We start from the raw sequence: 13289 nt of genomic DNA, 5'->3' as shown, positions 1-13289 counted from the left end.
GACTACCCCACCAGCCCGTCGCCCAGCTTCTCCGCCACCGTGTTGACGTCCTTGTCGCCGCGGCCGGAGAGGTTGAGCACCACTTCGGTGCCGGGGGCCAGGGTGGGGCAGAGCGACTCCAGCCAGGCGAAGGCGTGGGCCGTCTCCAGCGCCGGGATGATGCCCTCCAGTTCGCTCACCCGCTGCAGGGCCTCCAGGGCCTGGGCATCGGTGACGGCGGCGTACTCGGCCCGGCCGATCTGGCGCAGGTAGCTGTGCTCCGGGCCCACGCCGGGGTAGTCGAGGCCGGCACTGATCGAGTGGGCCTCCTGCACCTGGCCCTCGTCGTCCTGCAGCAGCAGGCTCATGGCACCGTGCAGCACCCCCACCCGGCCTTCGGTGATGGTGGCGGCATGGCGACCGGTGGCCACGCCCTCGCCGGCCGCCTCCACCCCGATCAGGCGCACGGAGGCATCCTCCACGAAGGGATGGAACAGCCCCATGGCATTGGAGCCGCCGCCCACGCAGGCGATCAACACATCCGGCAGCCGGCCGAAGGCCTCCAGGCACTGGCTCCGGGCCTCCTGGCCGATCACGGCGTGGAAATCCCGTACCAGCATCGGGTAGGGGTGCGGGCCGGCCACCGAGCCGAGGATGTAGTGGGTGCTCTCCACGTTGGTGACCCAGTCGCGGATGGCTTCGCTGGTGGCGTCCTTGAGGGTGGCGGTGCCGGCGGTCACTGGCTGCACCGTGGCCCCCAGCAGCCGCATGCGGAACACGTTCAGGGCCTGGCGGCGCATGTCCTCGGCGCCCATGTAGATGACGCACTCCAGCCCGAAGCGGGCGCAGACCGTGGCCGTGGCCACGCCGTGCTGGCCGGCGCCGGTTTCGGCGATGATCCGCTTCTTGCCCATCCGCAGCGCCAGCAGGGCCTGGCCCAGGGCGTTGTTGATCTTGTGGGCACCGGTGTGGTTGAGGTCCTCGCGCTTCAGCCACAGGCGCGGCCCCCCCTCCGGCCGGCGGTAGTGCTCGCTGAGCCGCTCGGCCTCATAGAGGGGGGTGGGCCGGCCTACGTAGGTGCGCAGCAGGTGATTCAGCCGGGCGGTGAAGGCGGGATCGGCCCAGGCCTCGGCGGCGGCCGCCTCCAGTTCCGCCAGGGCCGGCATCAGCGTTTCGGGGACGTACTGCCCTCCGAAGGGGCCGAAACGGCCCAGGCCATCCGGACGAACCGACGGCTGCAGCTCGGCAGGATCGGCGCTGCGGGTTGGGGCGGTGCTGGTCACCGGCGCTGCGCAAGAGGAGATAATTCACCTTAGGGAGGCGCCACCCAGGGCGGCAGCGGCGGAGGGGGCATCCGGTTGCCTCCGGAGAGCCATCCGCCCGAACGGCTGCCGACCGCGTCGCCCACGAACGTCAGAGATGCTTCCCGCCGACTACCTGACCTCCCTGCCTCTGGCGGAACGCCTGCATCGACAGCAGCCGGATCTGGCTGGCCGGATCTATTCGGACCCCGTGCTCGAGTTCCTGCGGGATGGGGTGGTGATCTTTCCGCAGGTGCTGGACCCGGAGCTCCTCGATCGGATGGACCGCGACCTCGAAGCCCTGCCGGGTCTGGCCCGCACCTCCCAGCTGCACGGGATGATCGGCATCGACGGCAAAACGGAGCACTACGGGGCCCGGGTTCTTCGCAATCTGTCGCTGCTCGGCATCACCGATCTCCGCGAGGCCGGCCCGGGGCTGAAGCTCAACGACCTGCACCGTTACTTCGAGGCGGCCCGCTCGCTGGCCTTCGCTGATCCCATCATCCACTTCCTCGATGAACTCTTCGGATCGGCGCCGGGGCTGATCCAGACGCTCACCTTCTGGAAGAGCAGCGAGCAGTCCCTCCACCAGGACTTCTCCTACGTGCACCACCACAGCCGCCTGGGCCACCTGGCCGCCGCCTGGATCCCCCTGGAGGACATCAGCGATCGGGCCGGACCGCTCGTCTATTACAAGGGCTCCCATCGGCTGGAGGCCGATCAGTTCTACGACTGGAACGGGGGCGGCATCCTCGCCAGCCGCGACGGCGATCCCCGCAGGGCGGCAGGCTACGGACCGTACCTGGAGGCCCTGATCGACGCCCAGGGCTGGACCCCGAGCATCTACCTGCCCCGGCGGGGGGATGTGCTGATCTGGCACGGGGCCCTGATCCACGGCGGCACCCCGATGCGCGATCCCAGCCTCACCCGCCGCTCCTACGTCTGCCACTACACGGCCGCCGCCGGCCACAAGGCCATGGCCCGGCACCGCGTCGGGGATGGCTACGACTTCTCCGAGCCCCCCACCCTGCCCGAGACGATGCACCCCAGGTCGCTGCCCTCCCGGCTGGTCGCCGCCGCCGGCCGCCGCCTCAAGCAGCTGATCGCCGGAGGGCCCGTCAATGCCTAAGGGGGGCTGGCGGGAGTTCAGCGGGCCGGACAGCCTGGAGCGGCCGGAAGCCGCATCGGCGACGACGCCCAAGGCCCTCCAGAAAGTGCGGGTGCAGCGCACCCGGGCGGGCAAGGGGGGGAAGCTGGTCACCGCCATCACCGGTCTGGAGGCGGCCGAGGCCGAGGCGCGCCAGCTGCTCAAGCGACTTAAGGCCACCGCTGGCACCGGCGGCACCCTCAAGGACGGGGTGATCGAACTGCAGGGCGACCACGTGGCCGCCGCCCTGGCCGCCCTGGAGAAGGACGGCTACCGACCGAAGCAGGCGGGGGGGTAGGGGAGAATGCGGCCCGAAGCCACCGCCCCGTTTCCGTGTCCGAGATGACCTCGCCGGCCAAGGCCACCAACATCGTCTGGCACCACTCCACCGTGACCCGGGCCGCCCGGGCCCACCAGCGGGGCCACCGCAGCGCCATCCTCTGGTTCACGGGCCTGTCGGGGGCGGGGAAGAGCACCCTGGCCAATGCGGTGAATTCGGCCCTGTTCGAGCAGGGGCTCGCCTGCTACGTGCTCGATGGCGACAACGTCCGCCACGGGCTGTGCAGCGATCTGGGCTTCTCCGACGCCGACCGGGAGGAGAACATCCGCCGGATCGGTGAGGTGGCCAAGCTGTTCCTGGATGCCGGCGTGGTGGTGCTCACCGCCTTCGTCTCCCCCTTCCGGGCCGACCGTCAGCGGGCCCGGGAGCTGGTGGCGGCGGGTGATTTCCTCGAGATCCACTGCGCCGCCGACCTGGCGGTCTGCGAACAGCGGGACACCAAGGGGCTCTACGCCAAGGCCAGGGCCGGCCAGATCAAGGAGTTCACCGGCATCTCCAGCCCCTATGAGGCCCCGGAGGCCCCCGAGCTGCGCGTGGCCACCGGCGAGCAGAGCCTCGAGGACTCGGTGGCCCAGGTGATGAACGAACTGGAACGGCGCGGCATCATTCCGGCGCCGGCGGATCCCTGAACGGTTCGGCGCGCAGGCGCAGGGCCCAGGCATCGAGGAAAGTCTTGGCGCAGCTGGCCACCGGCACCGCCAGCAGCAGACCCAGCAGTTCCCCCAGGCCCAGCAAGCCCCCCAACCGGGCGCCGATCGGCAGGCTGATCAGCAGCCAGGCCGGCTGCAGGCCCACGATCGACCCCATCAGCCGCGGCTGGATCACCTGGTCGACCACCTGGCCGACACTGATCGCCACCGCCAGCACCTCCAGGCCGGTGCGCGGATCCTCGAGGGCCAGCAACACGCTCACCCCCACGATGGTGAGGGCACTGGCGTAGGGGATCAGGGTGGTGAAGCCGATCGCCACGGCGAATAGGACCCCATAGGGAATCCCCAGCAGGGTGAACACCAGACTCTGGGCGCCGCTGAGGATCAGGGCGAGCACCACCTGGCCGGCGAAGTAGCCCCGGAAGGTGCGATCCAGGGTGCTGAGCACCAGGGCGCGGGTGCCGGAGGGAAGCCATTCCGCCAATCCCTTGGCGATGCCTTCGCCCCCCAGCAGCAGGAACACCGCCAGCACCAGCACGATCACCGTGTTGACGGTGATGCTGACGGTGGCCCCCAGGATTCCCAGCACCTGCTGGCTGAGCTGGGAGGCGATCTTGCTGGTGCGGGTGATGAGATCGCTGCTCAGCCCGCCGAAATCGGTGGGCAGCCCCCGCTCGGTGGCCCAGCGCTGCAGCTGCCCCAGCAGGGTTTCCCCCTCCGCCAGCCAGCCCGGAAGGGCGAGCACCAGGTCGCCGAGCTGCTCCACCAGGCGCGGCACCAGCACCAGGGCCGCCAGCACCACCGCCGAGAGGCTCAGCCCCAGGACCAGCAGCAGGGCCAGGGCCCGCGGCAGCCCCCGCTGGATCAGCCAGCGGCTGGGGATGTCGAGCAGGAAGCCCAGCAGGGCCGCCGTCAGGAACAGGGCCGGGAACGGCGCCAGGGGCACCAGCAGCTGGCGCAGCACCCAGAGGTTGAGCACCAGCAGGGGCAGGGCAAGGGAGAACCGCAGCCAGGGGGGCAGGACCAGCCGCTCGAGCATCTGCGGGAGCGGGGCCTGGCCCCGGAGGATCGACGATCGCCGACCAGCTTGGCCTGCCGGACCGGCACCAGCCAGGGGGAAGGGGCCCAGGTCCTCATCCCCGGCCCATCTGCTCCAGATAGGCGGCGCCGCCCAGGGCCTGGAGGCGTGCATCCTTCGCCACCACCTGGTCGTGCAGGCCCCGGCGGTAGGCCTCCAGGGCCTGGGCGAGCACCGGATCGGCGATCGCCAGCATGGCGGCCGCCAGCAGGCCGGCGTTGAGGCCGCCGCCGATCGCCACCGTGGCCACGGGGATCCCCGCCGGCATCTGCACGATCGAATGGAGGGAGTCCACCCCGGAGAGGGCCTGGCTGCGCACGGGCACGCCGATCACCGGGAGCATGGAGAAGGCCGCCACCATGCCGGGCAGGTGGGCGGCGCCGCCGGCTCCGGCGATGATCACCTTCAGGCCCCGGGACGCGGCCGCCTCGGCGAAGGCCGCCATCTCCCGCGGGGTGCGGTGGGCCGAGAGCACACGCACCTCGCTGGCCACCCCCAGCTGCTCCAGGATCCGCGCGGCCGGCTCCAGGGTCGGGAGGTCGGAATCGCTGCCCATGACGATCGCCACCCGGGGCGCTGGGGCGTCGGCGGACGGGGCGGCTTCGGGGTCCATGGGGCGGGGGCGGCGAGGATGGCATTGTCCCGTCCCGCCGCTGCCCGGATGCGCTGGCTGACCAACCTGCGACTGGCGGGCGATGACCCGGCCCGGGCCGAGGCGGGCTGGCGCTGGCGGGTCGGTGTCGACGACGGGGGGCGGATCGCCCGGGTGCGGCCGACGCCCCCGGGCAGCCGGGCCGGAGGCGAGGACTGGGACGGCGACTGGCTGTCCCCGGGAGGGGTGGACCTGCAGATCAACGGCGGCATGGGGCTGGCCTTTCCCGAACTGAGCTTCGACGACCTGCCCCGCCTGGAGGCCTTACTGGAGCTGCTGTGGAGCGACGGGGTGGACGCCATCTGTCCCACCCTGGTGACCTGCGCCCCGGAGGCCCTGCGCCGGGCCCTGGCGGTGCTGGCCGAGGCACGCCGCCGGCACCGGCCCGGGCGCTGCCGTCTGCTGGGCGCCCACCTGGAGGGACCGTTCCTGGCGCCGGAGCGCCGGGGCGCCCACCCGGCCCAGCACCTGCAGGCCCCCAGCCGGGCCGCCCTCGAGGGGCTGATCGCCGGCTTCACGGGCGGCCCGGACGCCGATGTCGCCCTGGTGACCCTGGCCCCGGAACTGGAGGGGGCCGACGCGGTGATCGCGGCGCTGCGGGCCGCTGGCGTGGTGGTGTGCCTGGGCCACAGCGGCGCCGATGCGGTCCAGGCCCGCCGGGCCTTCGCCCTGGGGGTGGGGATGCTCACCCACAGCTTCAATGCCATGGCCGGGCTGCACCACCGTGCCCCGGGCCCCGTCGGGGAGGCCCTGCTGCAAGGGGAGGTGGCCCTGGGGCTGATCGCCGACGGCGTCCACGTCGACCCCACCATGGCGGTGCTGCTGCAGCGGCTGGCGCCCCGGCAGGTGGTGATCGTCAGTGATGCCCTGGCCCCCTACGGACTGGCCGACGGCCGCCACCGCTGGGACGAGCGCGTCCTGCTGGTGGAGGACGGCAGCTGCCGGCTGGAGGACGGCACCCTGGCGGGGGTGACCCTGCCGCTGCTGGAGGGGGTGCGGCGACTGGCGGGCTGGGGCGGCCTGGTGCCGGCGTCGATCGCCGCCGCCACCCTGGCGCCGCGGCGCCTGCTGGGGGAGCGGCAGCCGCTGGAGCAGCTGCTGCTGGGGCGGCCCCTGGCAGACACCCTGCGCTGGAGCACGGCGACCGACGGGCACCTGAACTGGCGACGCCCCGCGGCGGTGGCCGGCGGATCTGCGGCGATGGCCGGTGGATCCGAGGCGGTGCCCCAGGCCCCAGCTCCCTAGGATCCGGCCCACCTGAACGGCCCTGCGCCCCATGCCCCCGGAACTGCAACCCCCCGCACCCGCTGAGGTACATGCCGAGACGCAGGCCGAGAAGGCCGAGGTGCAGGCCTACTTCGAGAGCACCGGCTTCGAGCGCTGGAACCGCATCTACAGCGACAGCGAGGAGGTGAACCGGGTCCAGCGCAACATCCGCCTCGGCCATCAGAAGACCGTGGACGCGGTGCTGGCCTGGCTGCAGCAGCAGGGCGACCTGGCGAGCCGCAGCTTCTGCGACGCCGGCTGTGGCGTCGGCAGCCTCAGCTTGCCCCTGGCGGCCCTCGGGGCCGGCTCGATCGCCGCCAGCGATCTCTCCGCCGCCATGGTGGCCGAGGCCAGCCGCCGGGCCAGCGAGGCTGGTGTGGCCTCGGAGCGGCTGAGCTTCAGCGTCTCCGATCTGGAGAGCCTCCAGGGCCGCTACGACACGGTGATCTGCCTGGACGTCTTCATCCACTACCCCCAGGCGGCCGCCGAAGCGATGGTGCGCCACCTGGCCGCCATGGCCGAGCGGGAGCTGATCGTCAGCTTCGCCCCCTACACGCCGCTGCTGGCGGTGCTCAAGCAGATCGGCCAGCTGTTCCCAGGGCCCAGCAAGACCACCCGCGCCTACACCCTGCGGGAAGACGGGATCGTGGCGGCGGCGGCCGCCGCGGGCTTCCGCCCCGTGCACCGCAGCCTCAACCAGGCGCCGTTCTACTTCTCGCGCCTGATCGCCTTCGAGCGCACCCCGGCCTGATTCGCCCCTGCGGGGATGTCTGGAGCGATTCATGGTCCAGGGACTTGGCCTGTGGGCCTCGCTCAAGGGGATGTCTGATTCTGTACAGGTTGTACAGGCCTTGACGGGATGCCTCGAACAGCCCTGCAGGGCCGATCAATCGAGGCCCTCCGCCGGTGGGGCCTCCAGCTCCAGGGCCAGCCCTTCCGGCGGCTGCAGCCGCAGCCAGCGGGCCTGGAGCCGGTAGCCGCCCTCGCCGGGCAGCCCCCCTGGGCGGGCCCGCCCGCCTGGCACATACAGAGGATCCCCCCGCAGCGGCGCCCCGATGGCGGCGCAGTGGATGCGGATCTGGTGGGGCCGTCCGCTGACGATCGCCACCTCGACCAGATCGGCCTCGCTGCCCTTCGCCAGCAGGGTGAGCTGGCTGCGGGCCGGCAGGGCGCCCGGATCGCCGGCCTCGGCCGCACACCAGATCTCCCCGAGCGGCGGGTGGGGCCGCCGACCGATCGCGGTGGTGATCGCCAGGCTGTCGCCGGTCGCCAGCGCCAGCCGGCCCGGCACCAGCAGGGCCCGGTAGAGCTTGCGGCAGGGCGGGGCCCCGCCACCAACGCCGCCACCGACCCCGCCACCCACGCCACCACTGGCGCCATTGGCGAGGGAGCCCGTGCTTTCCCGCAGCTGGGCGCTCAGCCAGGCGCGGCTGGCCGGCCGGCGGGCACACACCAGCAGACCGGAGGTGAAGCGCCCGAGGCGGTGCACCGGCCGCGGAACGCCGCCGGGGTCGCCGCCATGGCGGCGCTCCAGCAGCCGCAGCACCGTGTGCTCCAGGAAGCCGCCCGCCGGCAGCACGGGCAGGCCGCTGGGCTTGTCGATCACCAGCAGATCCCCGTCGTCATGGATCACGCCCCAGTGGGCCGGGACGGCGGGCTCCGGCCAGGGGGGACGCTGCCATACGAGTCGATCAGCGCCGGCAAGGATCGCATCGGCCCGCAGCGGCACCCCGTTGCGGCTGATCTCGCCGGCCGCCAGACGCCGTTCCCATACCGTCGCGCTGGTGTGGCCGTAGCGGCCGGCGTAGAAGGCGACGACCCCCAGGCCGGCCGCCGCGGGGGAGATGCGGTCGCGGTAGGCCCAGCCGCCGTTGGGGCGGGAGGGCAGCCAGCCCGGCGGCAGGCTCAGAGCCAGGGACGGGGGAACATCAATCCACCAGCCCATGCTCAAGGGCGAAGCGCACCAGTTCGGTGCGGCTGGCGGTGCCGGTCTTGATGAACAGCCGGCTGACGTACTTCTCGACGTTGCGGATCGAGGTCTCCAGGCGGCGGGCGATCTCCTTGTTCATCATTCCCTCGGCCACCAGCTGCAGCACGCTCGCCTCGCGGGGGGTGAAGTCGAGGCGGACATCGCTCACGGGCTTGCGGGTGCTGCCGCCGCTGCCGGTGCCGGAGCCACCGCCGCCCCCCAGCATCGAGCGGATCTCGGTGATCTGGCGCGCCATGGCGCCGATGTCGGCATCGGCGAAGCGGGCCGCCTCCGCCAGCAGCCGCTCCTGGCGCCGCACCACGTTGCGCACCCGGGCCACCAGCTCGTCCGGATCGAACGGCTTGGGGATGTAGTCGTCGGCGCCGGCCTGGAAGCCGGCGATGCGATCGGCCGTCATGCCCTTGGCGGTGAGGAAGATCACCGGCGTGCCGCCGAGCCGCTCATCGGCCCGCAGACGCTTCAGCAGGCCGTAGCCGTCGCAGCGGGGCATCATCACGTCGGTGATGACGACATCGGGCATCTGGGCCTGGGCGGCCGTCCAGCCCTCCTCGCCGTCATTGGCGGTGGTGACGGCGAACCCCTCGTCCTCCAGGTAGGCCTTGACCGCCGTGCGCAGGCCGGGCTCGTCATCGACCAGCAGCAGCCGCACCGGGGTGCTGACGGCGGCTTCGGACCCCTCCGGCGGCCCGGACGGCTCGGGAATGGGGCCGGCGGCGGCGGAGGGTTCCTGGCTCATGGGGGAAATCTATCGACCAGGACCAAGCACCACCTGTTCCCGCTCGGGCAGGAGGCCGCTGTAGCCCAGCTGGCGGGCCACCGGACCGAGGCTGGCGGGGTCCCTGCCGGCCTGCTCGGGCACGCACACCGCCCACCACATCAGATGATCGAGGCGGTTGGCCGGGGTGATCACCCCGCCGGGGTTGAGCTCGCGGATGATCAGGCGGCGGGAGCTGCCGGTGATGCGCAGGGGGGCGGTGACGCTGCAGCCGATCTTGTCGGTGGCGACGGTCACCCGGTCGTCGAGCTCCTCCCACACCTGCACGCGCCACATCCCCGCCTGGGCCGGCTCGGGCACCAGGCCGTAGATGCCCACCACCTCCCGGCCCCGGTGGGTGACCCGGTCCAGCAGCACCCGGAAGCCCTTGGGCCGGTTCTCCTCGTTGCTGCGGGACGGCTCCTGGGCGACCGCCGGGCCGGGCAGGGCCAGGGGGACGGCCGCCGTCACGGCGACCGCGGCCAGGGTGAGCGCCACCAGCGGGGCGATCGGCAAGGCCGACCCCAGCCGCAGGGGGGGGGCACCGAAGCAGCGGGGACGGATCAGCATGGCCCCATGCTGACGTACCTCGACCACCACGCGAGCACCCCGTGCGATCCGGCGGTGGTGGCGGCCATGGCGCCCTGGTGGACGGCGAACGCCGCCAACCCCTCCAGCCGGCTGCACCGGCCGTCCCTGGAGGCGGGCGCGGCGGTGGACATCGCCCGCCACCGGGTGGCCGGGGCGCTGGGCATGGCCGACGACGCGGTGATCTTCACGAGCGGCGCCACCGAAGCCAACAACCTGGCGTTGCGCGGGGTGGCCGAGGCGGCCCTGGAGCGGGGGGAACCTCGCCGCCGGCTGGTGACCCTGGCCACGGAGCACCGGGCCGTGCTGGAGCCGCTGGCCTGGCTGGAGCGCCATGGGTTTCCCCTCACCGTGCTGCCCGTGGCGGCCGATGGCCTCGTGGACCCCGACCGGCTGGCGGTGGCCCTGGGGCCCGACACCCTGCTCCTGTCGGTGATGGCGGCGAACAACGAGATCGGTGTACTGCAACCCCTGGCCGGCATCGGCGCCCTCTGCCGCGACCGGGGCGTGCTGTTCCACTGCGACGCCGCCCAGGCGGTGGGCCACATCCCCCTGGCCATGGCCGACCTCGGCATTGACCTGCTCAGCCTCAGCGGCCACAAGCTCTACGGACCCAAGGGGGTGGGGGCCCTGCTGCGGCGCCCGGGGGTGCCCGTGGCCCCCCAGCAACTCGGCGGCGGCCAGGAGGGCGGGCTGCGGGGCGGCACCCTGCCGGTGCCGCTGATCGTGGGCCTCGGCGCTGCGGTGGCCGGCGCCCTGGCCGACCGGGAGGAGAGGGCCGGACGGCTCGGGGCCCTGCGGGACCGGCTCTGGGAGGGGCTGGCGGCCCTGGGCGGGGTGCGCCGCAACGGCCATCCGCGCCAGTGCCTGCCCCACAGCCTCAATGTCAGCGTCGGGGGCGTGGACGGCGCCCGTCTGCACCGCCAGCTGCGCCGGGTGCTGGCTGTGAGCAGCGGTTCGGCCTGCAGCCAGGGCAGCCCCTCCCACGTGCTGGCCGCCCTCGGCCTCGACCGTCGCGGGGCCGGTGCCGCGATCCGCTTCGGCCTGGGCCGGGGCACCACGGCGGCGGACATCGACCTCGCCGTGGCGGCGGTGGGCGAGGCGGTGGCGGAGCTGCGGGGGCCTGTCTAGCTTTCGGGCCTGCGCCCTTCCCCTGATGTCCACACCCGGCGGTCGGCAGGGGCCCCGGCTCAACTTCGGTGATGCGCTCCAGGAGGGCTGGAGGGCCTTCAGCCGCAGCCCAGGCCCCTTCGTCGGCTTCCCCCTGCTGGTGGTGGCCCTCCAGTTCCTGATCCAGCCCCTGCAGAGCCGCATCAGCAGCGGCGGCGTGGCCTCCAGTGACCCCGTCGACTGGGTGTTGTACCTGATCGGGCTGACCGCGAACCTGCTGCTGAATCTCTGGTGCGCCATCGGGCTGGTGCGCGGCGCCGGCAGCGCCCTGCAGGGCGGCCACCCCTCCCTCGGGCAGCTGATGCGCTGGGACGGGGAGGCCTTCCTGCGGCTGCTGCGTGCCTGGCTGGTGCTGGTGGCGATGGTGGCGGTGCCCCTGCTCGGCCTGCTGCTGCTGGTGGGCGGGCCCCTGGCCCTGCTGAGCCTTTACGCCGACCAGCTGGTGCCGTTCAGCCGCACCCTGGTGGAGGTGCTGGGATTGAGCCTGGCGGTGGTGTTCGCCCTGCTGCTGGGGGTGGTGCTGCTAGGGGTGATCTACCTGGCGATCAACCAGAGCTTCCTCACCCAGATCGTGCTGTTCGAGCGCGCCGGCTCCCGGACCGCCGTGCAGCGCGGGCGGGCCCTGGTGGACCCCAGCTGGCTGATGGTGCTGCTGCTCACCCTGATCGAGAGTCTGCTGGTGCTGCTGGGTCTGCTGGCCTGCCTGGTGGGCGGCTTCGTGGCCTGGCCCCTGGTGGTCTGCATTGCCACGGCGGCCTACCGGCAGCTGGTGCTGGCCGGCGGTGGCACCGATCCCCTGCCGCCCCTGCCCGGCCGCTGAAGGCGCTGGGGCGGCCGCCGCCGTCTCAGCCTCCGGGCCCGGGGGCGAAGGGGCCCGCCGTGAGCAGCACGAAGCCCAGCACCCCCACCAGGGCCAGCAGCAGCTGGGCCACCCGGCTCACGAGCATCCCGGCCACCACCGCCAGGCCCACCAGCAGGGACCGCCGCAAGCGGCCCAGGCCGGGCGGGCCGAGGGACGGCGGGGCGGTGATCAGCTCTCCCAGGCTGGCGCCCAGCAGCGGCCCCACCAGGGCCCCCAGCAGGGGCCCGCCCACCGGCAGGGCCGGCAGCAGCCCCAGCAGCCCCACCACCAGCCCCACGCCGGCACCGACGTAGCTCCAGCGGGTGGCCTGCAGCCGGGCCGGGCCGAGCAGCAGGCCCAGGGCCTCGGCCCCCCAGCCCAGGAGCAGCAGCACCACCGCCAGCACCAGGGCCGGCCAGCCGGCCGCCCAGCCGACGGCCCAGCACCAGAGCAGGGCGCCCACGGGCAGCAGGGTCAGGCCGGGCGCCACCGGCAGCACGGCGCCGGGGATGGCGAGGGCCTGGATGAGCAGGGCGATCCACCAGAGCAGATCGGCGCGGTCGAGGCTGGGCAGGTAGGCCGGGGTCATGGCAAACGGCTCAGGCCACGCGGCGGGCCACCCGCAGCTTGGCGGAGCGGCTGCGGGGGTTGGCCTGCTCCTCCTCCTCACTGGCCACCAGCGGCTTGCGGGTGAGCCGCTCCAGGCGGGGGTCACTGAGGAAGGCGGTCTTGACGCGCCGGTCCTCGAGGGAGTGGAAGCTGATCACCGCCAGCAGACCGCCGGGCACCAGCCAGTCGGGGGCCCGCTCCAGCAACCGGTCGAGGGCACCGAGCTCGTCGTTGACCGCGATCCGCAGGGCCTGGAAGGTGCGGGTGGCCGGGTGGATCCGGCCGTGGCGCGCCTTGGGGGGGAAGCAGCCGGCCACGGCATAGGCCAGATCGGCCGTGGTGCGGCCGCTGCCGGCCCAGGGGCGTTCGGCCACCAGGCGCCGGGCGATCCGGCGCGACAGCCGCTCCTCGCCATAGCCGTGGATCAGGTCCGCCAGCGCCGACTCCTCCAGCCGGTCGATCAGCTCGGCGGCGGTCTCACCGGCGGCAGGATCCATGCGCATGTCCAGGGGGCCGGGGGCGCGGAAGCTGAAGCCCCGGCCGGGCTCGTCCAGCTGGGGACTGCTGACGCCCAGATCGGCCAGCACCCCCACCAGGGGGGCGGGCGGGGTGAAGTCGGCGAAGTTGGCGGCCTGGATCATGGCCCGATCGCCGAAGGGGGCGAGCCGCTCAGCAGCCGCGGCCCGGGCGGCGGGGTCCCGGTCGAGGCCGATCAGGCGCAGAGCGGGGTGCTCCGCCAGCAGCAGGGCACTGTGGCCGCCTCCGCCGAGGGTGCAGTCGAGCAGCAGCGCCTCCCGGGCATCGCCAGCCCCGTCACCGGCGCCGGCCGGTTGTCCAGGCAACCCGGAGAAGGCTGCAAGCACCGAATCGGCCAGAACCGGGAGATGGGCGAACGAAACGGCCATCTCACCTTCCTAAGATCCC

General features: G+C 73.2%; 15 protein-coding genes. 7 read left to right on the top strand and 8 right to left on the bottom strand.

Annotation, left to right across the window (positions count from 1 at the left end; translation table 11 throughout):
• Positions 1-2: 2 nt before the first annotated feature.
• Positions 3-1262, bottom strand: a complete 1260-nt coding sequence (trpB, locus tag CYAGR_RS13475; protein WP_015110393.1) for a tryptophan synthase subunit beta — start codon at positions 1260-1262, stop codon at positions 3-5.
• Positions 1263-1398: 136 nt separating this feature from the next.
• Here trpB and CYAGR_RS16640 point away from each other — a divergent pair, with 136 nt between their 5' ends.
• From CYAGR_RS16640 to cysC, 3 genes are read left to right on the top strand one after another with little or no spacing between them, the layout of a single operon-like run.
• Entirely contained in the window at positions 1399-2409 is a 1011-nt protein-coding gene (locus CYAGR_RS16640) for a phytanoyl-CoA dioxygenase family protein (protein ID WP_015110392.1), read from the top strand.
• Positions 2402-2725, top strand: coding sequence for a translation initiation factor (locus CYAGR_RS13465; protein WP_015110391.1), 324 nt, complete (start codon positions 2402-2404; stop codon positions 2723-2725). The genes CYAGR_RS16640 and CYAGR_RS13465 overlap by 8 nt, the downstream gene beginning before the upstream one ends.
• 44 nt (positions 2726-2769) lie before the next feature.
• Positions 2770-3396 carry an adenylyl-sulfate kinase gene (gene cysC, locus CYAGR_RS13460; RefSeq protein ID WP_015110390.1) on the top strand — a complete coding sequence of 209 codons (627 nt, stop codon included), beginning with the start codon at positions 2770-2772 and terminating at the stop codon, positions 3394-3396.
• On the opposite strand, the gene CYAGR_RS13455 is transcribed toward cysC, so the two are convergent.
• Together CYAGR_RS13455 and purE are read right to left on the bottom strand one after the other, a co-directional pair.
• Complete coding sequence (locus tag CYAGR_RS13455) at positions 3371-4456, bottom strand: AI-2E family transporter (RefSeq protein ID WP_015110389.1); 1086 nt, start codon at positions 4454-4456, stop codon at positions 3371-3373. The two genes, cysC and CYAGR_RS13455, sit on opposite strands and share 26 nt — an antisense overlap.
• Positions 4457-4550: 94 nt before the next feature.
• Positions 4551-5108: a 5-(carboxyamino)imidazole ribonucleotide mutase gene (gene purE / locus CYAGR_RS13450; RefSeq protein ID WP_015110388.1), complete on the bottom strand. Its 558-nt coding sequence runs from the start codon at positions 5106-5108 to the stop codon at positions 4551-4553.
• 48 nt (positions 5109-5156) lie between these two features.
• Here purE and CYAGR_RS13445 point away from each other — a divergent pair, with 48 nt between their 5' ends.
• Entirely contained in the window at positions 5157-6392 is a 1236-nt protein-coding gene (locus CYAGR_RS13445) for an N-acetylglucosamine-6-phosphate deacetylase (RefSeq protein WP_015110387.1), read from the top strand.
• Positions 6393-6423: 31 nt separating this feature from the next.
• Positions 6424-7164: a magnesium protoporphyrin IX methyltransferase gene (gene bchM, locus CYAGR_RS13440; RefSeq protein ID WP_015110386.1), complete on the top strand. Its 741-nt coding sequence runs from the start codon at positions 6424-6426 to the stop codon at positions 7162-7164.
• 135 nt (positions 7165-7299) lie between these two features.
• On the opposite strand, the gene CYAGR_RS13435 is transcribed toward bchM, so the two are convergent.
• Genes CYAGR_RS13435 through CYAGR_RS13425 form a run of 3 tightly spaced genes read right to left on the bottom strand, consistent with a single transcriptional unit; the run spans position 7300 to position 9727 of the window.
• Positions 7300-8358 (bottom strand): pseudouridine synthase, encoded by a 1059-nt coding sequence (locus CYAGR_RS13435; protein ID WP_015110385.1) that lies wholly within the window; start codon positions 8356-8358, stop codon positions 7300-7302.
• Positions 8342-9139 carry a response regulator transcription factor gene (locus tag CYAGR_RS13430; RefSeq protein WP_015110384.1) on the bottom strand — a complete coding sequence of 266 codons (798 nt, stop codon included), beginning with the start codon at positions 9137-9139 and terminating at the stop codon, positions 8342-8344. Before CYAGR_RS13430 ends, CYAGR_RS13435 begins: the two co-directional genes overlap by 17 nt.
• A gap of 9 nt (positions 9140-9148) precedes the next feature.
• The gene (locus tag CYAGR_RS13425; protein WP_015110383.1) at positions 9149-9727 is read right to left on the bottom strand and encodes a hypothetical protein; all 579 of its coding nucleotides are present in this window, start codon (positions 9725-9727) and stop codon (positions 9149-9151) included.
• A gap of 6 nt (positions 9728-9733) precedes the next feature.
• Between CYAGR_RS13425 and CYAGR_RS13420 the strand changes: the two genes are divergently transcribed.
• Positions 9734-10876 (top strand): cysteine desulfurase family protein, encoded by a 1143-nt coding sequence (locus CYAGR_RS13420; RefSeq protein ID WP_015110382.1) that lies wholly within the window; start codon positions 9734-9736, stop codon positions 10874-10876.
• 25 nt (positions 10877-10901) lie between these two features.
• Positions 10902-11735: a hypothetical protein gene (locus tag CYAGR_RS16635; RefSeq protein WP_015110381.1), complete on the top strand. Its 834-nt coding sequence runs from the start codon at positions 10902-10904 to the stop codon at positions 11733-11735.
• Between the two features lie 25 nt (positions 11736-11760).
• Here CYAGR_RS16635 and CYAGR_RS13410 read toward each other — a convergent pair whose 3' ends face one another.
• Together CYAGR_RS13410 and rsmH are read right to left on the bottom strand one after the other, a co-directional pair.
• Entirely contained in the window at positions 11761-12345 is a 585-nt protein-coding gene (locus CYAGR_RS13410; protein ID WP_015110380.1) for a DUF456 family protein, read from the bottom strand.
• Positions 12346-12355: 10 nt separating this feature from the next.
• A complete protein-coding gene (gene rsmH, locus CYAGR_RS13405) occupies positions 12356-13270 on the bottom strand; it encodes a 16S rRNA (cytosine(1402)-N(4))-methyltransferase RsmH (protein ID WP_015110379.1) in 915 nt (304 codons plus the stop codon).
• Between the last annotated feature and the right edge of the window lie 19 nt (positions 13271-13289).

The sequence above is a fragment of the Cyanobium gracile PCC 6307 genome (genome assembly GCF_000316515.1).
In the GTDB taxonomy this organism is placed as follows: Bacteria; Cyanobacteriota; Cyanobacteriia; order PCC-6307; family Cyanobiaceae; genus Cyanobium; species Cyanobium gracile.
This window is presented reverse-complemented; position numbering and strand designations above follow the sequence as displayed.